The sequence below is a fragment of the Pantoea sp. OVA07A genome (genome assembly GCF_019969975.1).
Lineage (GTDB): Bacteria > Pseudomonadota > Gammaproteobacteria > Enterobacterales > Enterobacteriaceae > Pantoea > Pantoea agglomerans.
In genome coordinates, this window is sequence record NZ_JAHXYM010000008.1 from 154,600 (window position 1) to 181,236 (window position 26,637).

Consider the following 26,637-nt stretch of genomic DNA (forward strand, 5'->3'; position numbering starts at 1 on the left):
TCAGGCTCCGGCAATGTCATGTAAAGCCTGAATCACACGTTCGATATCCTGATCCGTCATTGACGGAAACAGTGGAATCGAACACATCTGCTGGCTGTTAAGTTCACTGGCGGGAAGACGTAAATCGGGATAGTGCTCGCGATAATATTTATGGGTATGCGCCGCACGGAAATGCAATCCGCTGCCGATATCCCGCGTCTTCAGTGCCTGCATAAAGGCATCGCGCGACAGACCGCAGCGCTGTTCATCAATGCGAATAATAAACAGGTGCCACGCATGATGATGTGGCCAGGCGGGCAGTGACAGCGGCGTGAACGGCAGCGTGCGCAGCGCTTCAAGATAGCGTTCGGCAATCTCACGGCGGCGGGCAATAAAGCCCGGCAGTTTCTGTAACTGCACCAGCGCAATCGCCGCGCTGATATCGGGCAGATTGTATTTAAAGCCCGGCATCATGACTTCCGCCTGCGGCAGACGTCCCTGGGTCTGACGATCAAACGCATCTACTGCCAGGCCATGAAACTTCAGGCTGCGTATACGATCGGCGAGAGTGGCGTCATCGGTCACCACCAGGCCCCCTTCCGCGCAGGTGATATTCTTGATGGCGTGGAAAGAGAAAATCGCCGTACCGCGCTGCCCGACCGGCTTTTGGCAATAAGTGGTGCCCACCGCGTGAGCCGCATCTTCAATGATGGCGATGCCATTCTGTTGAGCCAGTTGATAGATTGGCGCGAGATCGGCAGGTGCACCAGCGTAATGCACCGGAATAATGGCGCGGGTGCGGGGCGTAATCGCCTGCGCTATCCGGTCCGGCGTGACCATCAGGTTGTCGGGATCCACATCAATCATCACCGGCGTGGCCCCCAGAAGCGTGATCAGGTTCAGGGTAGAGACCCAGGTCATGGACGGCGTGATCACCTCATCGCCAGGCCCGATCCCCATCGCCATCAGCGTGACATGCATTCCGGCAGTGGCAGAGCTTACTGCAATGGCGTGCTGGTTGCCGGTCATCTGAACAAAGGCCTGCTCCAGTTCGGCGCATTTTGCGCCGGTCGTTATCCAGCCAGAGTCAAATACCGCTTTAACAGCAGCCAGCTCTTCATCACCGAATGAAGGCCGGGAAAATGGCAAAAAATCCATGCTAAAACTCCTGCAGATCAAACCCATAAGCTGTCGCGCGTTGTTAATCAGGCACAACGCCGGAAAATAATTTAAATAGTGAATGACTCACAGTCGGCCAGGGTGTTATCGACACCACGATTTCCCGTTCTGGAATTAAGGTTACCGGACTGCTAATACAAACTACCGTATGAAAGTTAACTGAACATTAAATGAAGAGTGTGAATTGAAATAAAATCAAGGGAGAGCAAGTTAAGGATTTCAGAAAAAGTTCACTATTAAATGGCTAATAATAGCTCTGGCCTCAACTCTTTTTGATTTATTGATATTTTGTTTAAAATCAGCAGGCTCTGTCAGTCACCAGAGCAGGGCTCAGCTCATCCGGATGAAGTCACTTCTGGAGAGAAAAATTAACACGCTGATATTGCTGGGCTAAATTCAGCCTGCTACTTACAGTATCACATCGAAAAAAAATAGCGCTCCGCTCATCTCAGGGTGAATCACAGATTAATAAAGCCGTCTTAATGTATTCTTAATATTTTTCGTTATTAATGTTCTGCCCTTGCAATAATCATTACACTTTGGTGATTCTCAGGTGACAGTCAGTTAATATCTGTCAGATTATCTGTGCCTGTAAGGTAAAAACAGTGCTAAAAAAAGTGAATAGGATCGCGGTTTCAGGCGTTAACGTTGGGTCTGCCTAAAAAAGAGAAAATAGTGATGATGCGTGCCGCCTGTTTATGCACTCTGTTAGCCCTGCTCAGCCCGGTGCTTTACGCCGCGCCGGTAACCTATGCCATTACCCCCGATAAAACGTCGATAGGCCTTTCATGGCGCGCCTTTGGTCACCAATTTTCGCAGGCCAGACTGCAGGGTGTGAGCGGCACGGTGACACTCAATCCTGATGAAGACCGTGACGATCATATTGAAGTGACTATTCCGGTAGGGACGCTGGTGGCCTCGAACAGCCTGTTAACCTGGCAACTGAAAAGTAACCTGTTTTTTGATGCAGAGCGTTACCCAAACATTCACTTTGTCAGTAGTCGCGTGGCCTCACTGGGTGGCGGCAATTACCGTATTTTTGGTGCGCTGACGGTTAAAAATGTCAGCCGGCAAGTCGTGATGCTGGCCTCGCTGGACAGCGGAAAGACAATTGATCCGGCTTCAGGTTCGCTGGCGCTACATGCCTCCACCGCCATCTCCCGCTCAGCCTTCGGAATGGATCGGCTGGTCGGGGTGGTTGATGATCGCGTCAACATTGCGCTGGCCATTGCCGCGCAGGGCAGAAAGCCGCTGTAGCGGTAACCGCTGAAGGGTCCGCCGGATTAACTGAGTGCTGTCTGCAATGTTTCCGCTGTGGCAGCCAGTTGAGCCGGTGGGTTGCGGCCAATCAGCACATACTGATAGCCGTCACGCTTCCACCAGGCCAGCTGCATGCCATGGCGCTTTTCATGGGCGATGGGATTCGCGCTGTCCGGCTCAGGCGAGATACAGAGCGCCATCGGGCCATAATCAGCATGCAGCCAGGCGATTTGTGCAATCGACGTCCGTTCGTAGCGCAGGATCCGCACCATTTTCAGTTCAGCCCCTGGCAGGCTGAGTTGCTGTGGATGCAGCTGCAATCCTAAATCGAGTCGGGTACGTTCCAGCCCCCTTTGCAGCATGGCGGCGTCATCAGGCGTATCGGCCAGCGTTTCAGCACTGTAGAGCGACATATAACGCGCCTCCAGATCGCGGATATTCTGGCTTTCATCTTTCTCATCATCTTCCGGTCTTGCCAGGAAACCGATGCCACTGCCCACCAGCAAAAAGCTGACAGACGCAGCAATCAGTGCCCGACGGCTGTAGCCTTTGGCTGGCATTGACTCTGGTGCCGTGATGGCTGCCAGTTGCTGTGCCATTCTGGCCTGCGGTGCCTGTTCTAACAGCGGCGCAAAAGCCTGTTCAAAATCGAGATTACTTTGCTGTAAATGCTCAACCCGTGCCACCAGTTCAGGATCCCCTGCCATCGCCTGCTCAAACTGCACGGCTTCCTGTGGCGTCATCTCACCATCCAGCCAGGCAACGATTGCCTCATCGCGCCACGGTGGCGTAAAAGTTTCCCTGTTCATCTCCGTTTCTCCTGCGGTGCGGGCGAGGTCGCCGGCTGTCTGGCCAGCGTGGCACGTGCGGCGGCCAGACGGCTCATAATAGTGCCAATCGGAACGGAGAGCGTTTCTGCCGCCTCCTGATAGGTCAGACCTTCGACATACACCAGAAACAGTGCATTACGCTGCGCCTCGGGTAAGGCGTTAACCTGTAGCATAATGCGCTGGAAATGGCGGTTGTCGTCGCTGGTGGTGTGGTTGTCTGCGGCCAGCAGCGCATCGGGATCCACGAATCCCTGTCCCTGCCGGACCTTTCGCGCCCGTAAATCACTGGCCCAGATGGAGTGAAGGATCGAAAAAAGCCATCGATCAATGCGTGTGCCCGGCGTGAACTGCGCGCTGCGTTCCAGCGCGCGTACGCAGGTTGACTGCACCAGCTCTTCTGCCATGTCACGGTTGTGTGACAGCACATAGCCGTAACGCCAGAGCCGCGTCAGATGTTCCGCAAGGTGCTGACGGATGTCACTGTGAGTGATTTTTCGCTCCTCCCTTCCGCATCAGACCTCGGGGTGGCCATTGATTGCGGCCTGCAGATCGCGATATTCCTCGCAGTCTGTGCCACAAATCCCGGCAATGGTTTTTAACTGTTCACGCGCCAGATCCGGACGCCCTTTGATCATCCAGGCTTCGCCCAGATATTCACGCACTTTAGCGTAACGGGGATCAAGTGCAATGGCGCGCTGATAATAGCCAATGCCCTCGTCCGTGCGGCCCAGTTTACGGGTGGCGTAACCACGATAGTTCCAGGCTTCACGGGTATCCTGATTTTTCAGCGTATCCAGCACGTTCAGCGCCGCCTGATATTCGCCCTTTTTCGCCAGATGCCAGGCATAGCGGGTTTTATCGTCGTCACTCAGCTTGCTGGTCTTCTCAGGTACACAACTTTTAGTGTGACTGTCATAGACCTGACCTTTGGGGCAGTCAGGCGTCTTTTTATCACTGTCATTGTCGCCCATCGCCATACTCAGCGGAGAGTGCAGCATCAGCAGCAGTGCCGGAACGGCAAGCAGAGAAAAACCAGAACGCGTTGTCATAATTTATCCTTATCGGGTCTGTGAGACAGGCGATAAAGCCCGCCGGATGCAGTCCGCTAGCGCGGCGCTGTACGGTAAACAGCTCAGCGCCGGTTTCTATTCGATAAAAATAAAATTATTTTTTTGCCAGGGTGCCACGCTGAATCAGAACGGTAGTTTTTCCACCGCACAGAAACGCCGTTCCGCCAGGGAGATCACCGCAGCTTCCGCAATCGCCTGGGCTTTCAGTCCATCCTCAAGGCCAGGAAGATCGTCAACCTGCTCACCGTTCAGCGATCGGATAAACGCATCCAGATGAGCATAGTAAGTTGGCTGCACCCGGCTGAACCAGTCGGGCAACAAGCCTGGCTGCTGAATCTGCGCACCCTGATAGCAGCTGACGCCGCGCTGTGGCTGAGAGGCTGATTCCAGCATCCCGTGCGGTCCCATCACAGTGATGCGTTCATCGTAGCCATAGCCGGTGCGGCGGGCATTATCGAGCTGTGCCAGCGCCCCGCCCTGCAGCCGCAATAGCAGCGTGCTGGTGTCCACGTCGTCAAATTCGCTGATCGAGGGCAGAGCCAGCGCTGCACCCATCGCTGCCACCTCTGTCACCTCCTCTTCAGTCAGCCAGCGCAGCAGGTCAAAAAAGTGGATAGCCTGATCGCGCATCTGTCCCCCGGACGCCTGAAGATAGGCCAGCGGCGGCATGGCTGAGGAGCGGCAGACCATCTGAATCAGTTCCGCCGGGCCGATCCGCCCCTGGCGGAGTTGTTGCTTCAGCTGCTGATGGCTGACATCAAAACGCCGATTAAACCCTACTGTGACCGGCACGTTGTAGGGGAGAACATTAGCCACGGCAGAGCGGGCCCGCTCAAGAGAGAGATCGACCGGTTTTTCACAGTAGATGGCTTTACCGGCGCGGGCTGCGGCTTCCAGTAAGTCAGCATGGGTCGGCGTCGCGCTGGCGATCAGCACCATATCAATCTGCTCATCATTTATCGCCTCAGTGACAGACGCGGCCCGGGCACCAAAGCGGGTCGCAAAGGCGGCGGCGCGCGCGGGATCCGCATCCGCGACCCATACCAACTCAACTCCGGGGTGCGCCTGAAGATTCGCGGCATGAACTTCACCAATAAAGCCACACCCCAGCAGGGCAACACGTTGCTTTTTATTCATTTTTTTGAACTCCATCATAGTCCGGCAGAAAGATGCATCTGCAGGATAACGCTGCGTTTTACACTGGCGGCACGGTGTTTTGAGGTGTTTACCTCACAGGAGAGCGGCATGTCGCTGAAAGAGGTCGCCCGACGGGCAGGTGTGGGACTGGCAACCGTGGATCGGGTGCTCAATGAACGTGGCGGCGTCGCGCCGGAGACGGTTCACAGGGTGCTGCAGGCAGCACGTGAAGTCGGGCTGAAGCGGATCCTGCCGGAGGAGCATCGTCATCCGTGGCAGATAGAACTGCTGCTGAGCAGCAACGATTCGTTTTTCTTTAAGCAGCTGGCACAGGATTTTACTGAGGTTGCCTCGCATCTGGGCTATCGCCGGTTAACGCTGCGCCGCACTTTTGTCCCCGAGGCTCAGCCAGAACGACTGGCAAAGCTAATCAGGCAGGGCGGTGAGACGCGAGATGGTCTGATCGTTTTTGCCCATGAACATCCGGCAATATATGAGGCGCTGGACCATTGCCAGGCGCGTGGCGTACCGGTGATCTCGCTGGTCACCGATTTACCCGGTGCCGCCCGACTCTGTCATGTGGGGATCAATCAGTTGCAGGCAGGACGTACAGCCGCTCAGCTGATGGGCAAAATGCTGCATCAGCCCGGTGAGGTGTTGATGGTCAGTGGGCACCGGGATTACAGTGCGCATCGTCAGCGTATTGAAGGGTTTCGTGACCTGATAACCAGTCGGTTTCCCCATCTTCAGTTACGTGAAGTTCTGGCCGCCCAGGAAAATCGCGACACCCTCAGTAAGTTGCTGGAGAAGCAGCTGGTACAGAGCGGTCATCTGCAGGGCATTTATAACACCGGGCTGGGGAATACCGAGATCGGGCAGGCGCTGGCACGACATCGTCGGCTGAATCAGTGCATCTGGATCACTCATGAGCTTTACGCCACCACCCGCACGCTGATGGCGCAGCAGAGCGTTGCGCTGACACTGGATCAAAACACCGGGCAGCATGCCCAGCTCGCGCTGCAGCTGATGCTGAATTATCTGGAGCAGGGAGAGAGACCCGATATCTACATTAACGGAAAAGTGGATTTCATCATTTATACGGCAGAAAACTGTCTGTAAAGATTGCCCGTTGTGTCATATCCACCGGTAAAGAAATATGCTTTACCTGCCGTCGATCATTGCATTCAGCACTATTTCCCGCGCGAGACAGTGCCCGGGAAAGTGGCTCACTGGCTCAGAAGTGCATAGAAAATAGCCTGCCACAGATAATCTGATCGCAGTGACAAGCTGAAACCGCCCCTTTATGTCAGATAAAAAATCTAACTATCATCTAAATATTAAAAGATAAATCTATATATGCATTTTTTATGGTTTTAATATTCAGATGCAGGCTGATGACGTTAATATCGTATCCGACTGAACAAACAGCGAAGTGAAACGGGTGAATTAATGTGCGACAGAGGTGCGGAAACAGAGCAGGAATAACACTCGCAGTCCTGAACGGTTAGCCATTAAAAGCGTACTTTGCAGAGTTGATCAATATCAAAACTTAATGGGTTTTTATCGTCATATTCCTATTGGGTTTCACTTTCTGCCAGGTTGATGCTAAGTTCTCGTCGGTTTAAAACAGGGCAGTATGAAGAACCGTTTCACTGATATTACGGCCACCCTGAATTTTTCCTGCGCCAGTTCGGTGCCTGACTAATTAATGAGCGTATGATTTGGAAAAGTGTTTATATCCGGTGCGTACCAGAACTGAGAGAGTGCTGCACGCGGTGGTATTCGAAGTTGTCGCTAATGTGCTGGTTTTCTTTATCCTGATTATTTTTACCTCCGCAGCACCATCGCAGTCGTTGTTGCTTACATTGGTCTCATCGACTCTGGCTATGGGATGGAACTACCTGTTCAACCTGATGTTTGACAGTGTTCAGCTAAGAACAGGATTTAAAAAGAACTTGCGAATGAGATGCCTCCATGCCGTTCTGTTTGAGGCGGGTCTGTTATTAGTGTTAATCCCCTTTGCAGCATGGTGGCTGGATATTACGCTATTCTCAGCGTTGAGACTTGAATCCGGACTGGTGCTATTTTTTCTGACCTATGCTTTTCTGTTCAATTTGTTATGGGATTGGGGAAGATCAGCAAAATCAATGAAGATATTAAATTAATGTATCATGCCATTAAAATTTACTTTCAGAAATTAACCTTTCGCTTAGCCGACTAATGGAACTGCGCGTGCGAGTGATCGCGCCCGAATGTATCCGATGCGTAAGGAAACAAGTATATCTGGTGTCAGGAGCCGCTTACTCTCGCCTGGCAGCATTGATATAACGGCGCGTCTGCATAAATTAAGTTCAGACTGCGTATAAGCTCATTTCACAGGTTAAATCAGCAAGAATATTATGGACAAAGTCTACTATCTGAATAAGTTAAGGAACTGCCCGTCAACCGATATTCTGGATATCGTAACAAGCTATATGCGGAAAAAACTTCCTGGTGACGACCTCTCTTCATTTGAAGGCGCTTACGATCATCGTAAAGCCGAACTAATAATGAATGAAACCTACAGTGAAGTTCCTTCAGAAGTATGGAGACTGGTGTGCTGAGGCGTAAAAAGGAGGGCATGATCACTCATAACCCATTATCTGCTGAGGGCTGATCACCCTGCAGATCATCAATTCCTGATAATCCTGGCGCGATGCATTTTGATCTCCGTCGGGCAGAATCGGTGAACAGATAAATCAGAGCATCACCTTTAGTGCTGTGATGCTCTGTCATTCTCAACAAACGCACGACATAAAGCGCTGTAAGAAATAGTAAGACAAACCTGCCAGGCCACTGTAAACCGTTTTAAATATGACGCCAAAACTGGCTTCGTCTATTGTATTCAGAAAAGCTCGTACAAATACTACCTTCCGGACTCACACGACTACGATAATGATTATCTGTTCAGGCGATATGCTGCCAATATAGCTCATGATCCACCAGCACCGACCCGATACGGCAAATCGTGTCAGGATGATAAAAAAGCTGCTCAGTCGTTAAGCAAGGGTGTATTAAGCTGATTCAGATGATGCAATACCATTACTTTTAAATGTTGTTCGCCCGAACAGGGAGCATGCAGGCGAACAAAACGGGAATTCATTTCAGATGGTCACGATGATACAGAGCCCACTGCTCAATCCTTTCTCCAGAGGGTAGCAGGCAATAGGTTGTTATACCTGCCGAAGATTTTTCCTGGACCTGCTGACCACCGCGATTAACGCAATATTCACTGGCTGGATTACGCATTGTTAAACGCTGCGGTTCCTTGCTGTGCGGTGTGCAGGCGATAAGTAGTGAAGCCAGTAACATCAGTGAAACTCCTGCTAACCTGTTTGTGACGAACATAAAACCTCTCTTAACCTTATTTTTGTGAATTAAGCATTTACTCTCCAGTGGTGTAATTAAATCTGATAGCACAACAACGACTTTATCAGGAATCCTCCTTTCTCCGGCCACATGTTAACCTCAGGGGTGACAATCATCATGTTTCCATTCTGCCGTCCACTCTGCACTCACCACTATGGGTATCGATGCATAATTATAGCGTGCTGCCACTAAACCCGCGCTTAACAACCTCACGCGACACATAAGCAGACAGACCTTTAATGCAGTGATTAAAAAATGAATAAAGCCAAAATTAGAATGCATGTGAAGATAATTAACAAAAACCCCATTATTACAATCGATGCATTATCTTAATTTTTAATGGAAATTCCTCGCGAATAGGGCATCGCCTTTAACGTTTACTTAAAACAGGCACACTTGCGATGCCTTTACATAAATCCTTTTCCCGCTGCATAATCCCGCAACATTTGTATGCGCACTGCCATTAATGGGATTAATAAAACCTACAACTTATTGGTATCGCTTAAATATCGCTGCTGCTTAACACCTGAATAACAACTCATGATTCAGGTGCCATTTAACGATCACACTATCAATAAAATCTTAAGGAAGAGTGACTGAGATGAATAATAAATTCCCGCGAAATAAAATCGCAAAAGCATTAATGCTGGCAAGTGGGATGGGGGTTGTGCCTCTGATTAGCTATGCTGCAGTCATCGGAAGCCAGACAGGCAATGAGATCATCTTAACTGATGGCACCACGCTGATTGCCGACCAGTCATCTGGCGACGGTTATTATGGCATCCTGGTTAATGGCGCTACTGCCGCAACGGTTACCATCGGCAGCGGCAGCACAGTTCGCGTGACAGATGCTGAACGTTATGCAAAAGGGATTTTTATTGAAGCGGCAAACAGTGAATTTACTGCAGATAAGTTAACCCTCAACGTTTCCGGTAAAACAGCGGTCGGCATTGAGTTCGGCGGAAAAAATGTAACCGCCAGTTTAGGATCAGGTTCCTCGGTCACCACGGTAGCATCAGGTGATTCTTTCGCAGAGGGCGTCGTTGTCAGCAATAGTTCCTCGCTGCAGGCAAACAACCTGCAAATAAGCACCCAGGGCACTGGCGGAACGGCTCTGCGCGTCAGCGGTTACGGAAGTCACGCCAGTCTGGGCGACGACAGTAATTTACAGACGAATGGTCTTAACAGTAATGCCGTTCAGGTTGATAACCTGACCGGTGAGTCGATTAATGGCGTGGCCACGTTGAAAGCAAATGCATTGACGATCAACACCCTTGGCAATAATTCGCAGGGTATTAATATCCAGGATAATGGTTCGGTTGATCTGGGCAGCAACTCGACCATTATTACCACTGGGGATCTTTCTGCTGGCATCTGGAGCTGGGGTGAGCTGAAGGCCGATCATCTGACAATCAGTACTGCGGGTGAGACCTCTGCAGGTCTGTCAGGCCGTGACAACAGCCTGTCAAACATTGGTGCCGGTAGCGTGATCTCCTCTGATCAGACTGGCGGCATTGTGGCTATGGGCGACAATGCCATCGTTAACTTCATTGGCAGTGAAGAAGAACGCAATACGGTCTATTCAGCAGGTTTTTATGGCGTATCCGCACAGTCAACCGGCGCAACCATTAATCTGCAGAACACCGATATTATGATGAAAAATGTGGATACCATGACCCTGGGTATTTGGTCCACAAGCGGTGGCACAGTTAACGGTGATGCAGTGACCATTACCGGCCCGGAGAATGCTACAGGTGTCTACGCCATGGCTGGTGGTAAAGCGAATCTTACGGGTGATTTGACCATTGATATGGGCTCCCCGGATGGGATAGCCATGGCTACGCAATATGATGATGGTTATGCAGCAGGTGTCATTACCACCGACGGAAAAGCGCAGATCGTTGGTAGCGTTTTATCCCGGGCCGGACTCATCGACCTCAATCTGACATCGGGTTCACTCTGGTCTGGCAGCGCCAGCAGCGATAACGTCAATAATGGCCATCTGAACGTTAATCTGACCGACAGCACCTGGAATGTATCGCGAACATCCAATGTCGATAATCTGACATTGAGTAACTCGCTGGTTGACCTCTCTGCAGCCTCGGATGACGCAACCTATTCAACATTGACTATCGCCAACCTCAGCGGCAGCGGCGACTTCGCCTTGCGCACCAATCTGGCAGGCGATGGTGCTGGCGTGAATAACATTGGCGATAAAGTTGTGGTGACAGAGAGTAGTTCCGGTGATTACGGTCTGACCATACAGAACCGCGGCAGTGCCGTCACCACTGGCAACGAAGTACTGACTGTGGTTGAAACGACTGATGGCATCGCCACCTTTAAAGGTAACGCCGACGTGGAACTTGGTGGCTATGTTTACTCGGTCAATAAGCAAGGCAACAACTGGGTACTCTCCTCACCTAAAGCACCAGAAACCCCTGAAGCAGATGATCCGGCCGTTATCCCTGCGGATGAGCCTGCCGCGACTCCTGCTAATGAGCCTGCCGCGACTCCTGCCAATGAGCCTGCCGCGACTCCAGCCGATAACGGTGGCACGGCGCCTGCCGGGCAAGACAACGCAACTTCCCCCATTACCAGCACGGCCAACGCAGGGGCTAACTTCCTCAACACTGGCTATCTGATGAACTATGCCGAAATGCAGACGCTGATGCAGCGTATGGGTGATGTTCGTCAGGGGAAGACAGCCGGAAATGTCTGGCTGCGCGCTATAGATGGACGGTTCAGCGGCTTTGATAATGGCAAGCTGAGCCGTTTCAGCCTGAACTACACCGGTTATCAGTTTGGGGTCGATAAACGTTTGTCCGATGAAATTCCGATCTATCTGGGCCTGTTCATGGGGGTAACTGAAGGATCGCCTCATTACCAAAATGGTAACGGCAACATCCGTTCTGAGCATTATGGCTTCTACACCACCTGGGTAAATGATGCCGGTTTCTATGTTGATGGCGTTGTGAAAGTCAACCGGCTGAGGAATCAGTTCAATGTTCACGATACACAGAATAACCAGGTATCCGGTAACGGTGTCTCTTCAGGTCTGAGCGGATCGCTTGAGGCGGGCAAAAAGTTCAGCTTCTCTGATCGGCTGGCAGGTTTTTATCTTGAACCGCAACTACAGCTGACAGCAGGTCATCAGGATGGTGCTTCCGTAGGTGCGTCTAATGGTCTCAATATCACACTTTCAAGCTACAAATCGCTGATGAGCCGGGCAAGCGTGCTGGCAGGGTATGAAATCAATCAGAGCAATTACAAACTCAACACCTATGTAAAAACGGGTGTAATGCGCGAGTATGCCGGGGATGCTGCTTATGCTCTGAACGGATCAAATGAACGTCTTTCCTTTAAAGGAAATGGCTGGAATAACGGCGTCGGCCTGAGTGCCCAAATCAGCAGCCATACGCTCTTCCTGGAGGCCGATATGGTAGACGGAAAACGTTTTAACCAACGTCAGGTTAATGCTGGCTACCGTTTTAGTTTTTAGAATCAGCGTGCAGCAAGCGCTCGTATAACAGGAGGTGTTAATGAAAAAAACATTATGGATGCTGCTGGCCTTGATCTGCTCAGGATCCGCTTTCGCACGGCAGGAGTCCACCATCGCAGAAGCAAAAAACATGCGAGACGAACGTCATGTTACCCTTACCGGTACGATTAGTGGACGGGCTGACGATGACCACTACTGGTTACAGGACTCAACGGGTCGTATCCGTATTGATGTCGACGAGGATGACGAAGACGACGACGGCTTCCTTATTGGTAAAAAGGTACGGATAACGGGTGAGGTAGATCGCGATGACGGGCATAGCGAAATCGATGTTGATCGGCTCTTCATTCTGAAGTAATTCCGGACTTCTGTGTAAAAAAGCCAGCTATAACGCTGGCTTTTTTACATTCAGGGCAGGTTTTACTTTTCGCGAAACGCTTCCTGTACGCGCAACAGAGGACGCAACAGATATTGCAGCAGGCTCTTCTCGCCCGTACGAATATCAACGGTGGCCGTCATACCGGGAATCACCCGTAGTTCCTGACTGCCGCTTTTCGTCAGCGTATTATTTTCCGTTAATACCATTACCCGGTAATAAGTATCATCGACGCCTGGCCTGCGGGCAGCTTTACTCTCCTCATCTTTTAGCGCGCCCGAACTGATACTTTGAACATGTCCGGTCAGGCCGCCATAAATCGAATAGTCATAGGCAGAAATTTTTACCACAGCTTCCTGACCGGGTGCCAGAAAAGCCACATCAGAGGGCCGGATACGGGTTTCCACCAGCAGCTGGTCATCCAATGGTGTCACCTCCATTATTGCGGCACCAGGCTGGATCACACCGCCAAGCGTATTGATTTTAATACTGTTAACAATGCCTCGTACTGGCGTGCGAACTTCAGTACGCTCAAGCGTATCATGGCGGCCATGGGCAGTTTCCTGCAGGCTTGTCATCTCAACATCGACTTTGGACAGTTCATCGTTAGCCTCGTTACGGTAGCGGTTTTTTCGCTCGGTAATTTGCAATTCGGCATCATTCATCTGACGCTCAAGTTTCAGAACCTCAGTTTTTGACAGCAGCGATCTGGCTGAGAGCTGTCGCGCCATTTCAAGCTCTTTCTGCAGCAATGTTTTTGACTTCAGATAGCCTTCAATTGACTCATTTACCGCCCTTTTACGTAGTTTCCAGGCATCGGTTTCACGGGTAACCAGTTCAGGTACTTTCATGACCTCTGGCGGGAACACAAGCTCGCTGCCGGTCGCTTCTGCTTCAAGACGCGCGGCCTGGGCTTTCAGTGCCAGCAGGCGGTTAGCGCTTTCGCGGAAGGAGGCTTCGGCGCGCGTGGGATCGATTTTGGCCACAACCTGACCTTTTTCAACCGTATCGCCTTCATGCACCATTAACTCCTGCAAAATACCGCCCTCAAGGCTTTGCAAAACCTGTTCGCGGGAACTGGGAACAATTTTGGCTGACCCGGTTGTCACCTCTTCGATGTTGAAATTGGCGGCCCAGACGATTACCAGCACCATTAACGCCACGCTGCCCCAGGCAATAAATAGCCAGCCTTCCCAGCGATCCTGACGGGCGGCCCTCACCATGTCACTGGCTGTATGTTCGGTCAGGCGCTTTTGATCAACGTTTTTATCAGGGGACAGGCTGCTCATACTGTTACCTCGCCAGATTGTGGCTGACGCTCTGTGCTTATCTCAACGCCAGCATGTTTCGCTGCGTTACGCAGCACCGATGCGGCCGGGATCTTCCCGCTGTTTAATAAACCGATAATCTCTTCACGCGGCCCATCAGCTACTTTGATGCCTTCATCCATCACAATCACCCGATCAACGTATTTCAGCACTGCCGGACGGTGGGTCACGATAATCACGGTTCGGCCTTCCATTGCCGGGATGAGCGCCTGCAGGATAGTGCGTTCCGACCCCATATCCATCCCCGATGTAGGTTCGTCCAGTAGCAGAACATCCGGATTCGACAGAATGGCGCGAGCCAGGGCTATCGCCTGCTTTTGTCCGCCGGAAAAGTTTTCACCACGCTCACTGACAGGCATACCAAAGCCCATGGGATGGGCCGCGACAATATCACTCACCCCGGTCATTTTTGCAGCGGCCATCAGTTCTTCGTCGCTGGCGTAGGGTGCTCCCATCACCAGGTTGTCACGCAGCGAACCATACATAAAACGTGGTTCCTGATTGACCAGCGCGATACGCGTCCGTAATTCCACCGGCTCGACCTGGCCTATATCTACGCCAGCAACGGTGATCGTGCCTGTTGTGGGTGGATATAGCCCAACCAGCATGCGCAGCAGCGAAGATTTACCGCTGCCCATTTTGCCCAGTATGGCAACCCGCTCGCCCTGACAGAACCGGACATCAAGCTGCTCAACGATGGCCGGTAAATCGTCTTTATAACGTAATGAAACGCCCTGACAGACAATCCCGGTCTGGCTGCCCTGGGGAAGCTGCACATAAACCTTCTCATTATCGCGTTCAGCAGGGGCCTGCATCACTTTATTGAGGATGGCCAGCGAGGTTTTTGCCTGCTGAATACGCAATCCCAGCGCGGCAAGCGTTGCTATGGGCATTATGGCGCGCCCCATCAGGGTCATAGTGGCAATGATGCCTCCCATTGAGATATCACCATCACCGACCAGATAAGCACCCCAGACCAGCAGAATAACGGTACCAAACTGCTGGGTCGTCTGAATGACGCTTGAGCCCATAGTGGCAAGGAACCGCGATTTCATATTCACTGCAGAGAGTTTTACGCTGGCAACATCGTGTTTAGAGGCGACCAGGTTTTCAGCACGCAGAACTTTGATGGTCTCAAGATTATCCAGTGATTCAATAACCAGACCGTAACGGTTACTGCCTATTTTCATTGACTCTTCAGCGTGGCGTTTCAAAGGGATCTGCATCAGCAGCACCATCGCCACGATGACCACTAATATCAGGATCACACACCAGACCAGTGGCCCGGCAACCAGATGGATTACAACCAGGAAGAGTAAAACAAAGGGTAAGTCAGCAACCGTCGTTAAAGCGGCTGACGTAGTAAGCTCGCGGACGCTGTCAAAGCTTTGCATGACATTGCCAAATGCACCGCTGGATTGGGCTCGACCCGACATTTTGCCGTTCAGCACGTGACGAAAAAGTTGTGCGCCCAACACCAGATCGATCTTTTTACCGGCGCGATCGGTAATCCAGGCCCGACCCAGCCGTGCAGCCAGTTCAAACAACAACGCCAGACTCACGCCGATAGCCATCGTCCAGAGTGTTACGTAGGTCTGGTTAGGCAGTACCCGGTTATAAACCGTCATGGTGAATACGGACATCGCCAGAACGAGCAGGTTAATAACGACTGACAATGCGGCGGCTTCAAAGATATAACGTTTGAATCCCCACAAAGTATTCCAGAACCAGTGCCCTTTACCGACATGGACAATGTCATCGGCACGATGATCAAGATAAGACTTAGGTCGCAGCAGCAGCAACTCGCCGCTATAGTGCTGAGCCAGGCGAGCGAAATCGACCTCAACAGGCTGGCTGCCCAGTGCGGGATCGATAATGGCGCACTTCTTTTCGCTACACTGTGTCAGCACGCAGTAGCCCGTTTCCAGACGCATGATGGCGGGGAGAACAAAGCTTTTCACATCCGTCAGGTCAATTTTCTGCCAGGCAGCACTCATGCCGCGGCTCTGCAGCGTGCGCAATGCCCAGTCATTCTGGGCGCTGATATCAGCGTCTGGTGGAAATGCAGGCATACCCACACGTAAAGCATTTAGCGTAAGCCGGACGTCAAACAGGCGCAGTGCGCTTTGCAGTGCAACCAGCAAAGTCTCCTGCGTATCTGATGGCGATCTGGATAACACTCTGTTTTCGGCATTCAGTTCAGAGCCAGCAGGCTCAAATTGTATATCAGTCACAATGGCGTCCCCTGGACAACTAATTCATTCTGGTCTGGCGGCAAAGCATGACAGCGGCCAGAAATACTCGTTTTTTACGTCAGCGTGATTAGTGCACCGCTTCGATGGTATTCGCTGGTAAAGCGTTAACCTTCTGCACCAGTTGGCTGGTTTTACCCAGTGCCGCAACGATGTTCCATTGCGCAGCCAGATACTGCATCTGCTGCTCCTGATAACTTGCGAGACTGGTGTAATAGTCGGTAGCAAACGAGATTAAATCCGTTAACGGGCGCTGCCCCGCGAAGAACTGCACTTCCCCCGCTTTCCAGGTTTTCAACGCGGTTTCTGACTGTCTCTGTAATGCATTGAGCTGGCGTTCACGAAGCGGTAAGGAGACCCACAGCTGATCCAGCTGCTGTTTCAATGTCCGGAGTGTTGCATCCTGATCCGCCTCTGCGGCAATGAGTCGCTGAGTTTCAGCTTTGGCATTTGCCCTGCCAGCCCCACCATCCCAAAGATTGATATCGCTGCTCACCTGTAACGTCACCGCTTTAAACGGTTCCATTTCACCGTTGCGCTTTGGACTGTCCATACTCAGTTGCACACTCCATTTCGGCCTGTTCCACTTAGAGGCCAGATCCACTGCGGCTCTCGCCTCCTCTTTACGCTCGCGTGAGACCGCCCAGTTGGGATTTTCTTTCAGTACCTGTTGTGCCTGTGCCAGTGACGCGGGCAACAGACCCGCTTTTTTCAGATCGGGCAGGCCTCTGGTGATAACAATCTCGTGGTTCAGCAGCGAGCTGAGTTGCTGCTGCGCTTGTATATAGGTGGTGTAGCTCATTTCACGACTGGCAATCACCGAATTGAGGCGAGTCGCAACCTGATTGATCTCAGAAGCTCTGCCGCTATCAATACTGGCAATATTCTTTACCCGATTAAGCAGATCCTGCAGTGCGTTAATTTCTTTATCCAGCACAGCGACAACTGTGGCATTAGTGGCTGCAGAGGTAAAAAGAGAAAGCACCTGCTCGTTGAGATTTTCGCGCGTGACATTTACCTGAGCCTGCTGCATGGAATAAGCAGCCTGCTTTCCAGCAACGCTCGCATCAGTACGTCCGTGATCGTAAAGTAATTTACTTACAGTGATATGCGGGGAGACCGGGTTATTCTCATAACCGGGTTGACCTGAATATCCTGATGCGCTGATACCCGTGCTGACCTGAAAACCATCAGCGGCTTTTGCCTGATCGATATCATACATAGCACCGGTGCTGTTTGATAAAGCAGACTTTACCGACGGATGGTCGGCTGTCATACGAATCATTTCAATAAAGTCCGTTGCATGGGCATTTAACAGGGGATTAAAAAATAGCAATCCCGCAATTAAACCATGCAGCGAACATCTGGATTTTGTAGTAAACAAGTTTTTTTTCATAGTTAACTCAAAATAACAAATAAAGTGGGATGGCTAATTTTCTCTGTCGCTAATTCAATCCTGCGACCGGAACTGTTTTAACCGTCCGACATGTCATATGGCAACGTTAATTCTGCTAAAAAGAAATATTTAGGTTTTACATGCTGCTCACATGCCTTTATTTATTCTTTTCATCTGTGCAATCAGATCTGGGGCTCACCTGATGGGCCTGCCTTAAACAGGCCCATCAGGTGAGTTTGATGTGAAAAAAAGCTGGCGATGACCGAAGTCATCGCCAGTTCTATCAGATAACGTTTAAGCCATTCTGGATTAACAGCTTGACAGTGGTGTCATCATTATTGGTATAGACGTCATAATTAACGCCATTTTCAGTTTGTGCGGCTGAAGCCGTCCATTCTGATTTTCCAATATTAACGGTATCAGTTGCATTACTATTATTTGAACTTCCCACATCTCCCGTAATATGTAATGTGTTCGCTTCACTACCATTATCTTTAGTAATTTCGAGCACATCGCTGGCGCTGATAAATAATGTCTGCGCCGTGTTATTACCCAGATGGATAGCTTCAATTCCACTAATTTTGCCTGATACCGTTCCGAGTTCTAAATCGTTATTAGAATCCCAGACCAGCGTATCGTGACCTTCTCCTCCTTTCACACTGCTAAAATGAGTACTGTTAATGACGATAGTATCATCGCCCTCTTTTGCATCGACGGAATTCGCGCCGCGTGCATCCAGTACATCATTACCTGAAGTGCCATTAAGATCGTACTGAGCAGGTTGATACTCAATATGCGTCGATCCCGTTTCAGACGTCAGTCCCAGTGTCTCGTTCAGATCAACTAAGCGGCCTTTGATTGCTGAGCCATCGCCGTCGCCCACGCCCTGATCGGTCCAGGTCACGTAGAGCTGACCGCCCGCCAGGAAGGTCGCATCGACTTCAACCTGCTCACCATAGGTCAGCTGGTTGATCTGGATCTGCTGGCCCACTTTATTACCCGCAGCATCAAAGTACTGTGCGTAGATACCGCTGGTACCTGCACCCGGCGCGATGTCGGTTGTTGACAGGAAAACGGCAATAAAGCTGCCGTCAGCCTGACTGACCACCCTCGCCATGTGCTGATCGCCAGCCGTCGTGGTGTTGATCAGGAACTCGCTGGTCAGCGCCGTACCGTCTGCCGCGTAGATGCGGCCCCAGACGCTGTAACCGTTCTGATCCGGTCCGCTGGTATCGTTAGAGTCCCAGGTCACCACGTAGTTGCCGTTTTGCAGCGCACTGACTGCGGATGACGCCTGATTGTTAGTCAGGGTCTGGTTCGCTACGAAGCTGCCTGTTACAGCATGCGTTGACGGATCATAAACTGACACACCAACATCATATCCGGTGGCTTTAATCGCATAAGTAATCGCAACCTGGCCATTTTCCAGCGTTGTAACAGATGGTAACGGCTCCCATTCAGGAATGATGGCATTTGCGTTCAGGGTCGTGGTTGCCAGCACGGTCTCCGCCGTGACCGGCGTGCCGTTTGCGTCATACTGACGGCCATAAACCGTCCAGTTGCCGTTCAGGCTCGCTTCCCAAACCACCAGATAACCGCCGTCTTCCAGCGAAGTGATCACCGGAACGCGCATTTTGCTGGCGGCGGTGCTGGAGTCCACATTGTACTCTGCGCCATTAGTCACGACGCCGTTCACGTTACCCGCACCGTCGTAGCTATAGGTATAACCCTGACCCTTGATATGCGCACCGGAATCCGTGCTCCACACCACCTGGAAAGTGCCATCTGACAGCACGGTAACCTGCGGCGTGATCTGGTCGCCCGCTGTGGTGGTGTTCACCGTGAACTCCGCCCCGACCGGCTGACCTTTCGCATCCAGCAGCTGACCCTTGACGCAGCTGCCGGAGCCGTCTCCGCTCGCCGACTGCCACACCACGATGGCGCCGCCGTCCGGCAGGCTGGCTACCGACGAGACCGTCTGCGCTCCCGTGGTGGTGGTGTTCACCGTGTACTCGGAGTAGAACGCCGCATCCACGTCAATCACGATACCTTCAATGCCGGTTCCCGAGCCGTCCACGTTGTCCGACTGCCACGTCACGTATACGCTGCCGTCCGCGGTCAGCACGGCGTCAAAGATGTGCGTTGCATCCACCGAGTCGCCACCGGTACCCTGGTTGCCGCTCGTGGTGGTGTTCACCAGGAACTCGCGTCCCACCCTGTTATCGTTCGCATCAAAGCGCTGTGCGTAGATGGCCGAGCCATCCCCGTCGCCGCCTTCGGAGCCCCAGATAAGCAGGTAGCCGCCATCATCCAGCGCCACGCCGACCGGCTTATACTGCTTGCCGCTGGTGTAGCTGTTGACGATGAAGTCACCGCTGCCGACCAGCGTCAGCGTTCCGGTGGCGGCATCCACGCGGTAGTGCACTGCGCGGATGTCAGAGCCGCTGGTGCCGCTGTCGCTGCTGTCCCAGAACACCACGATGCTGCCGTCGTTCAGGGTGATAACGTCCGGATAGTTCTGGGAGCTGTCCGTGGTGGTGTTCACCTGGAAGTTACCCCCCAGTGGCGTGCCATCTGCGGCAAAAATCTGCCCGACAACCCCGCTGCCGCTGGTGTCACCCGGACCGCTGGTGGCGTTCCACACGGTCACGTACATGCCGCCGTGCGCCGCATCGGTAAAGGCCGCCATTTCCGGCCCGCCGGAGCTGCCCATGCCCTTGCCGGTTGCCACCGTCACTTCGCCCGTCACCGGCTGGTTATCCGCCCCGTAGCTGCGCTGCACGATGCCTGTGCCCTGGTCTTCCCAGCTGATGATGTAGCCGCCGTCGGCGGTTGCCATCGCACCCGGACGGTTCTGCGCACCGCTGTAGGTGGTGTTCACCTGGAACTCGTCGGTCACCGCCTGGCCGTCGGCGCCGTAGCGGCGCGCCATCACGCCGTCGCCGCTGTTGTCCAGTCCGTTAACGTTGGACTCGTAGACAATCAGAAAGCCGCCGTCGGTCAGCGCGATCACCTGCGGGCTGTCCTGATTGTTGGCCGTGCGCTGGTTCACCTGCTGCTCGGTGCCGATTTTATGCACACCGTCTGCCTCGTACAGCTGCATGTAAACCTCGGTGCCGGAGGTGCCGTCACCCTGCCACGTCACCACGATGCGGCCGTCCGCCAGCCGGGTCGTCGACGGGTTGAGCTGATCGCCTGTGGTAGTGGTATTCACCTGCGCGCTTTCATTCAGCAGATCGTAAGCACTCAGTGCGGCTCCGGAGATCAATACTGGCTGGCTCTGGTTACCTGCCGCGTCAATAGCCGAGAGCGTTCCGTTTTCACCGACACTGAGTGGGTTAGGTACAATACTCCATACACCCTCAGCATCTGCCACCGTGGAGTAAACCGTTCCAGCCGCATTCGTTACGATAACAGTAGCGCCTGCTTCGGTCTGGCCACCCAGAGTCTCCTTAGTATTGGTAGAGAGGCCCACGTTCGGCGGCAGTACATCGGTGTCGCTCGACGCTGGTGTCGTCGCAGGCTGATAGTCAATGGTCGTCGGATCGTTGTTGTCCGGCGTCATTTGCTCCAGTCCCAGCGTTTCAACCAGATCCACAACGCGTCCTTTAATCGCCGAGCCTTCGCCGTCACCCACACCTTTGTCAGTCCAGGTCACGTAGAGCTGACCGCCCGCAAGGAAGGTCGCATCGACTTCAACCTGCTCGCCATAGGTCAGCTGATGGATCTGCATCTGCTGGCCCACTTTGTTACCTGCTGCATCAAAGTACTGCGCGTAGATGCCGCTGGTACCTGCACCCGGTGCCGTATCTGTTGCAGACATAAAGAGCGCAACGAAACTGCCATCAGGACGGCTCACGACTTTCGCCAGATGTTGATCGCCTGCTGTTGCCGTGTTGATCAGGAACTCGCTGGTCAGCGCCGTACCGTCTGCCGCATAAATGCGGCCCCAGACGCTGTAACCGTTCTGATCCGGTCCGCTGGTATCGTTAGAGTCCCAGGTCACCACGTAGTTGCCGTTATCCAGCGCGCTTACTGCAGGTGATGCCTGATTATTAGTCAGGGTCTGGTTCGCTACGAAGCTGCCGGTTACCTCATGCAGTGAAGGATCGTAGATCGATACGCCAGCGTCATACCCGGTACCTTTAACGGTATAGGCGATAGCGACCTGGCCGTTTTTCAGTAACGTAACAGACGGCAGCGGCTCCCAGTCAGCGCCAAAGCCCAGCACGCCGTTTACGCTCAGCGAAGTCGTAATCAGCACAGTCTCCGCCGTGACCGGCGTGCCGTTTGCATCATACTGGCGGCTGTAAATCGCCCAGTTACCGTTCAGGCTTGCCTGCCATACAACCAGATAGCCGCCATCTTCCAGCGAGGTAATGGCTGGTTCAGTCAGTTTACTTGCCGTGGTACCGGTGTTAACGCTGAACTCTGTGCCATCAGCCACCAGACCATTTACGTTACCCGCACCGTCATAGCTGTAGGTATAACCCTGACCCTTGATATGCGCACCGGAATCCGTGCTCCACACCACTTCGATATGGCCGTTCGTCAGGACCGTAACCTGCGGCGTGATCTGGTCGCCCGCTGTGGTGGTGTTCACCGTGAACTCCGCCCCGACCGGCTGGCCTTTCGCATCCAGCAGCTGGCCCTTGACGCAGCTGCCGGAGCCGTCTCCGCTCGCCGACTGCCACACCACGATGGCGCCGCCGTCCGGCAGGCTGGCTACCGACGAGACCGTCTGCGCTCCCGTGGTGGTGGTGTTCACCGTGTACTCGGAGTAGAACGCCGCATCCACGTCAATCACGATACCTTCAATGCCGGTTCCCGAGCCGTCCACGTTGTCCGACTGCCACGTCACGTATACGCTGCCGTCCGCGGTCAGCACGGCGTCAAAGATGTGCGTTGCATCCACCGAGTCGCCACCGGTACCCTGGTTGCCGCTCGTGGTGGTGTTCACCAGGAACTCGCGTCCCACCCTGTTATCGTTCGCATCAAAGCGCTGTGCGTAGATGGCCGAGCCATCCCCGTCGCCGCCTTCGGAGCCCCAGATAAGCAGGTAGCCGCCATCATCCAGCGCCACGCCGACCGGCTTATACTGCTTGCCGCTGGTGTAGCTGTTGACGATGAAGTCACCGCTGCCGACCAGCGTCAGCGTTCCGGTGGCGGCATCCACGCGGTAGTGCACTGCGCGGATGTCAGAGCCGCTGGTGCCGCTGTCGCTGCTGTCCCAGAACACCACGATGCTGCCGTCGTTCAGGGTGATAACGTCCGGATAGTTCTGGGAGCTGTCCGTGGTGGTGTTCACCTGGAAGTTACCCCCCAGTGGCGTGCCATCTGCGGCAAAAATCTGCCCGACAACCCCGCTGCCGCTGGTGTCACCCGGACCGCTGGTGGCGTTCCACACGGTCACGTACATGCCGCCGTGCGCCGCATCGGTAAAGGCCGCCATTTCCGGCCCGCCGGAGCTGCCCATGCCCTTGCCGGTTGCCACCGTCACTTCGCCCGTCACCGGCTGGTTATCCGCCCCGTAGCTGCGCTGCACGATGCCTGTGCCCTGGTCTTCCCAGCTGATGATGTAGCCGCCGTCGGCGGTTGCCATCGCACCCGGACGGTTCTGCGCACCGCTGTAGGTGGTGTTCACCTGGAACTCGTCGGTCACCGCCTGGCCGTCGGCGCCGTAGCGGCGCGCCATCACGCCGTCGCCGCTGTTGTCCAGTCCGTTAACGTTGGACTCGTAGACGATCAGAAAGCCGCCGTCGGTCAGCGCGATCACCTGCGGGCTGTCCTGATTGTTGGCCGTACGCTGGTTCACCTGCTGCTCGGTGCCGATTTTACGTATACCGTCGGCCTCAAAGAGCTGCATGTAAACCTCGGTGCCGGAGACACCTGCGCCCTGCCACGTCACCACGATGCGGCCGTCCGCCAGCCGGGTCGTCGACGGGTTAAGCTGGTCTCCAGTGGTAGTAGTGTTCACCTGCATACTTTCATTCAGCAAGCTATACGTAGCCAGTGCAGATCCCTGGAAGGCCACTGTATCGCCCTTGTTCCCTGCTGGATCGATAGCGTAGATCTCTCCTGACTCGCCAGGTGAGATTGGGTTAGGTGCTATCACCCACTTACCCTGCTGATCGGCTACTACGCTATATTCCGTGCCGTTCTTATCGATAATGACAACCACAACGCCAGGCTCAGTAACACCGCTCAGTGACTCCTCTGAGTTTCCTGAAATCCCAACGTTAGGCGCTGTGATATCGATAATAAAATCCCAGCTACTGCTGATTTCACTGACGTTACCTGCAGCATCCGTTGCCGTCGCCGTAATACCGTGTGTCCCTTCCAGCAGGTTAGTGGTCGGCGTATAGCTCCACTCACCCAGTTCATCTGCCGTCACTGTCGCAAGCAGGATGCCATTGTCATAAAGCGTAACCAGCGAGCCTTTTTCCGCCTTGCCGGTAAAGGTCGGTGCCGGATCGTCAATGACATTACCTGCCACTGGTGAGGTGAACTGCAATGTACCGACGTCATCCTGTAATGACTGGATGATCACTGGTTCTGGCGGTGTGGTATCCACATTCAGGGTAAATTTCGCCTCGCTGCTGTTGCCCGCCGCATTGGTTACCGATGCCGTAAAGACGTGCTCACCATCAGCCAGCTCCGCCACCGCGAACGTCCATACGCCGCTGCTGTTTGCCGTGCTGCTGCCCAGCACCGCGCCCGATTGGTCGCTGATGGTCACCACCGCGCCCGCTGCCGCCGTGCCCTTCAGCTCCGGCGTGTTGTCGTCGGTCAGGCCGCCGTTCAGTACCGCGCCGGTGATGCTTCCCGCATCGTCGTTCGCCTGGTCAATGCTCAGCTCCACGCTGCTGCTGTCCAGCCTGAAGGTTGCGCGCTCGCCGCGGGTTTCGTTCCCCGCCGCGTCCGTCACCTTCACCTGCCAGCTGTAATCGCGGTCCGTCAGCGTGCCCAGCGCCAGTGTCCAGTTGCCGTCCGCGTCCGCCACCGTGCTGCCTGCCGGCGTGCTGCTGTCGTCCAGATATACCGTCACCGTCGCGCCCGCTTCCGCCGTGCCCTTCAGCACCGGCGCGCGGTCGTCGGTTACCCCGCCGCTGGCAACTTCGCCCTGCACCTCACCCTGGGCGTCCATCAGCGCCGCCACGGCCGCCTCCGGTGCCACGGTGTCCAGCACCACGTTAAACGCGCCGGTCTCCGCCGAGGAAACCCCCGCCGCGTTCACCGCCGTCGCCGTCAGGTCATAGCGGCCGTCCTCGCCCAGCGCCGCCGTGGTAATGCTCCAGCGGCCGTTGTCATCCGCCACGCCCGACCCCGCGTTTACCCGGTTGCCGTCCGCATCCGTGGCCCACACGATGACCGTCAGTCCCGCGCCCGCGGTGCCGTTCAGCGTCAGCGTGCCGTCGTTGGTGAACTGGCCCTTCTGCAGGAAGCCGCTGTCCGCATCCTCGCCCTGGCTGTAGTCGTCCACCACGTTTTCAATCGCCGGCTGCGCCGGGGCGCTGGTCAGGACGCTGAAGTCCCACGCCGCATCCGCCGTGCCGCTTACCTGCGGGCCTTCATTGCCCGCCGCGTCCACCGCCGCGACCGTCAGGGCGTGCGCCCCGCTGCTCATCGCGCTGTCCGGCGTCCAGCTCCATTTGCCGTCCGCCTCCACCGCTGCGCTGCCGATCAGCTTGCCACTGTCATAGATATTGACGCTGACCACACCCTGCGCTATTCCTGCCGTGCTCACGCTACCGCTGTAGGTCGGGCGTGCATCATCAGTCGTTGCACCGTCGGCGATCTCGCCCCGTACCGGACCGACGTCATCGGTCAGCGTGATGCTGCTGTCTGTAAAGGCGTCGATATCCGGCGCAGTGGTGTCGACGGTAAAGCTCCAGCCATCGTCATCAGTGCCGCTCACCTGCGGGCCTTCGTTACCCGCCGCGTCCACCGCCGCAACCGTCAGGTCGTGTGAGGATCCGTCCGCCATATCCTGCTCCGGCGTCCAGCTCCACTTGCCGTCCGCGCCCACCGCTGCGCTGCCGATAAGCTGGCCGTTGTCATAGATATTGACGTGATCGATGTCGGCGGTTGCGTCGCCGGAGAAGGTCGGCCGTGCGTCGTCGGTGACGCTGCCATCCAGGATCTCGCCGGTAATCGCACCGACGTCGTCGGTCAGGGTGATGCTGTCGATGACCAGGCCCGAGGTCTGGTTATCCGGCGGCGTGCTGTCTGCCGGGCCGTCGATCACAACGCTGTTGCTGTTGCCCGCCTCGTCGGTGGCTTCCACCACGACGTCTTTGGCGTCCACGCCCGCCGGATTCGGCTGGATGCTCCAGTGACCGTCAGCATCTGCCACCGTGCTGGTCACGCTGTCGCTGACCGGATCGGTGATTACGATCACCGCGCCCGGCTCGGCGTTACCGGCCAGCTCGTCTTCGGTGTTGTTCGTGACTTCCGGAGCCGCCGTGCTGGTATCCAGCTTAAACGGCCATTCTGCGCCAGGCGCGGAGATGTTTCCTGCCGCGTCCGTGCTAACGGCTTTGATACTATGATCGCCGTCTACCATATTGGTGGTCGACGTATAGCTCCAGTTGCCCTGCGCATCCGCCCGAACGCTGCCCAGCACGCTGTCGCCGTCATACAGCGTAACCAGCGAACCTTTTTCCGCCTTGCCGGTAAAGGTCGGCGACGGATCGTCCGTTACGCCACCACTGGTCGTAGACGTGCCCTGTACAGTGCCTACATCGTCAATCATCCCGGTGATGGTCGGCAGGACAGGTGCGATGGTGTCAACGGTCAGGGTAAATTTCGCCTCGCTGCTGTTGCCCGCCGCATTGGTTACCGATGCCGTAAAGACGTGCTCACCATCAGCCAGCTCCGCCACCGCGAACGTCCATACGCCGCTGCTGTTTGCCGTGCTGCT

The 26,637-nt window shown here is 54.3% G+C and carries 16 protein-coding genes; 6 read left to right on the plus strand and 10 right to left on the minus strand.

What is annotated here, in order from left to right; translation table 11 throughout:
* A complete protein-coding gene (gene arnB / locus LC417_RS20820; RefSeq protein WP_223566312.1) occupies positions 1 to 1,137 on the minus strand; it encodes a UDP-4-amino-4-deoxy-L-arabinose aminotransferase in 1,137 nt (378 codons plus the stop codon).
* Between the two features lie 699 nt (positions 1,138 to 1,836).
* Here arnB and LC417_RS20825 point away from each other — a divergent pair.
* Positions 1,837 to 2,415, plus strand: coding sequence for a YceI family protein (locus LC417_RS20825; protein WP_187508486.1), 579 nt, complete (start codon positions 1,837 to 1,839; stop codon positions 2,413 to 2,415).
* 26 nt (positions 2,416 to 2,441) lie between these two features.
* Here LC417_RS20825 and LC417_RS20830 read toward each other — a convergent pair whose 3' ends face one another.
* From LC417_RS20830 to LC417_RS20845, 4 genes are all read right to left on the minus strand, one after another.
* Complete coding sequence (locus LC417_RS20830) at positions 2,442 to 3,227, minus strand: anti-sigma factor (protein WP_187508476.1); 786 nt, start codon at positions 3,225 to 3,227, stop codon at positions 2,442 to 2,444.
* Complete coding sequence (locus LC417_RS20835) at positions 3,224 to 3,673, minus strand: sigma-70 family RNA polymerase sigma factor (RefSeq protein WP_022624293.1); 450 nt, start codon at positions 3,671 to 3,673, stop codon at positions 3,224 to 3,226. Before LC417_RS20835 ends, LC417_RS20830 begins: the two co-directional genes overlap by 4 nt.
* An 87-nt stretch (positions 3,674 to 3,760) precedes the next feature.
* A complete protein-coding gene (locus tag LC417_RS20840; RefSeq protein WP_045139868.1) occupies positions 3,761 to 4,297 on the minus strand; it encodes a tetratricopeptide repeat protein in 537 nt (178 codons plus the stop codon).
* 144 nt (positions 4,298 to 4,441) lie between these two features.
* A complete protein-coding gene (locus LC417_RS20845; RefSeq protein ID WP_223566313.1) occupies positions 4,442 to 5,455 on the minus strand; it encodes a Gfo/Idh/MocA family oxidoreductase in 1,014 nt (337 codons plus the stop codon).
* A 108-nt stretch (positions 5,456 to 5,563) separates the two neighbouring features.
* Between LC417_RS20845 and LC417_RS20850 the strand changes: the two genes are divergently transcribed.
* The 3 genes from LC417_RS20850 (at position 5,564) to LC417_RS20860 (ending at position 8,058) form a co-directional block, all read left to right on the plus strand.
* Positions 5,564 to 6,574 (plus strand): LacI family DNA-binding transcriptional regulator, encoded by a 1,011-nt coding sequence (locus LC417_RS20850; RefSeq protein WP_033781102.1) that lies wholly within the window; start codon positions 5,564 to 5,566, stop codon positions 6,572 to 6,574.
* Between the two features lie 602 nt (positions 6,575 to 7,176).
* Positions 7,177 to 7,620: a PACE efflux transporter gene (locus LC417_RS20855; protein WP_022624297.1), complete on the plus strand. Its 444-nt coding sequence runs from the start codon at positions 7,177 to 7,179 to the stop codon at positions 7,618 to 7,620.
* Positions 7,621 to 7,854: 234 nt separating this feature from the next.
* Entirely contained in the window at positions 7,855 to 8,058 is a 204-nt protein-coding gene (locus tag LC417_RS20860) for an Hha/YmoA family nucleoid-associated regulatory protein (RefSeq protein WP_010257166.1), read from the plus strand.
* Between the two features lie 535 nt (positions 8,059 to 8,593).
* Here the strand turns inward: LC417_RS20860 and LC417_RS20865 are convergent.
* Complete coding sequence (locus LC417_RS20865; RefSeq protein WP_223566314.1) at positions 8,594 to 8,806, minus strand: DUF333 domain-containing protein; 213 nt, start codon at positions 8,804 to 8,806, stop codon at positions 8,594 to 8,596.
* A gap of 658 nt (positions 8,807 to 9,464) precedes the next feature.
* Here LC417_RS20865 and LC417_RS20870 point away from each other — a divergent pair.
* Positions 9,465 to 12,362, plus strand: a complete 2,898-nt coding sequence (locus LC417_RS20870; RefSeq protein ID WP_223566315.1) for an autotransporter outer membrane beta-barrel domain-containing protein — start codon at positions 9,465 to 9,467, stop codon at positions 12,360 to 12,362.
* 40 nt (positions 12,363 to 12,402) lie between these two features.
* The gene (locus LC417_RS20875; protein ID WP_033760000.1) at positions 12,403 to 12,720 is read left to right on the plus strand and encodes a NirD/YgiW/YdeI family stress tolerance protein; all 318 of its coding nucleotides are present in this window, start codon (positions 12,403 to 12,405) and stop codon (positions 12,718 to 12,720) included.
* A 62-nt stretch (positions 12,721 to 12,782) separates the two neighbouring features.
* Here LC417_RS20875 and LC417_RS20880 read toward each other — a convergent pair whose 3' ends face one another.
* The 4 genes from LC417_RS20880 to LC417_RS20895 form a co-directional block, all read right to left on the minus strand.
* Positions 12,783 to 14,027, minus strand: coding sequence for an HlyD family type I secretion periplasmic adaptor subunit (locus LC417_RS20880; protein WP_010257175.1), 1,245 nt, complete (start codon positions 14,025 to 14,027; stop codon positions 12,783 to 12,785).
* Positions 14,024 to 16,300, minus strand: a complete 2,277-nt coding sequence (locus LC417_RS20885; RefSeq protein WP_154210940.1) for a type I secretion system permease/ATPase — start codon at positions 16,298 to 16,300, stop codon at positions 14,024 to 14,026. The genes LC417_RS20880 and LC417_RS20885 overlap by 4 nt, the downstream gene beginning before the upstream one ends.
* 88 nt (positions 16,301 to 16,388) lie before the next feature.
* On the minus strand, positions 16,389 to 17,603 hold the full coding sequence (locus LC417_RS20890) for a TolC family protein (RefSeq protein ID WP_071778629.1): 1,215 nt from the start codon (positions 17,601 to 17,603) through the stop codon (positions 16,389 to 16,391).
* 394 nt (positions 17,604 to 17,997) lie between these two features.
* Positions 17,998 to 26,637: Ig-like domain-containing protein (locus LC417_RS20895; RefSeq protein ID WP_255602071.1), on the minus strand; the 8,640-nt coding region annotated here is incomplete at its 5' end.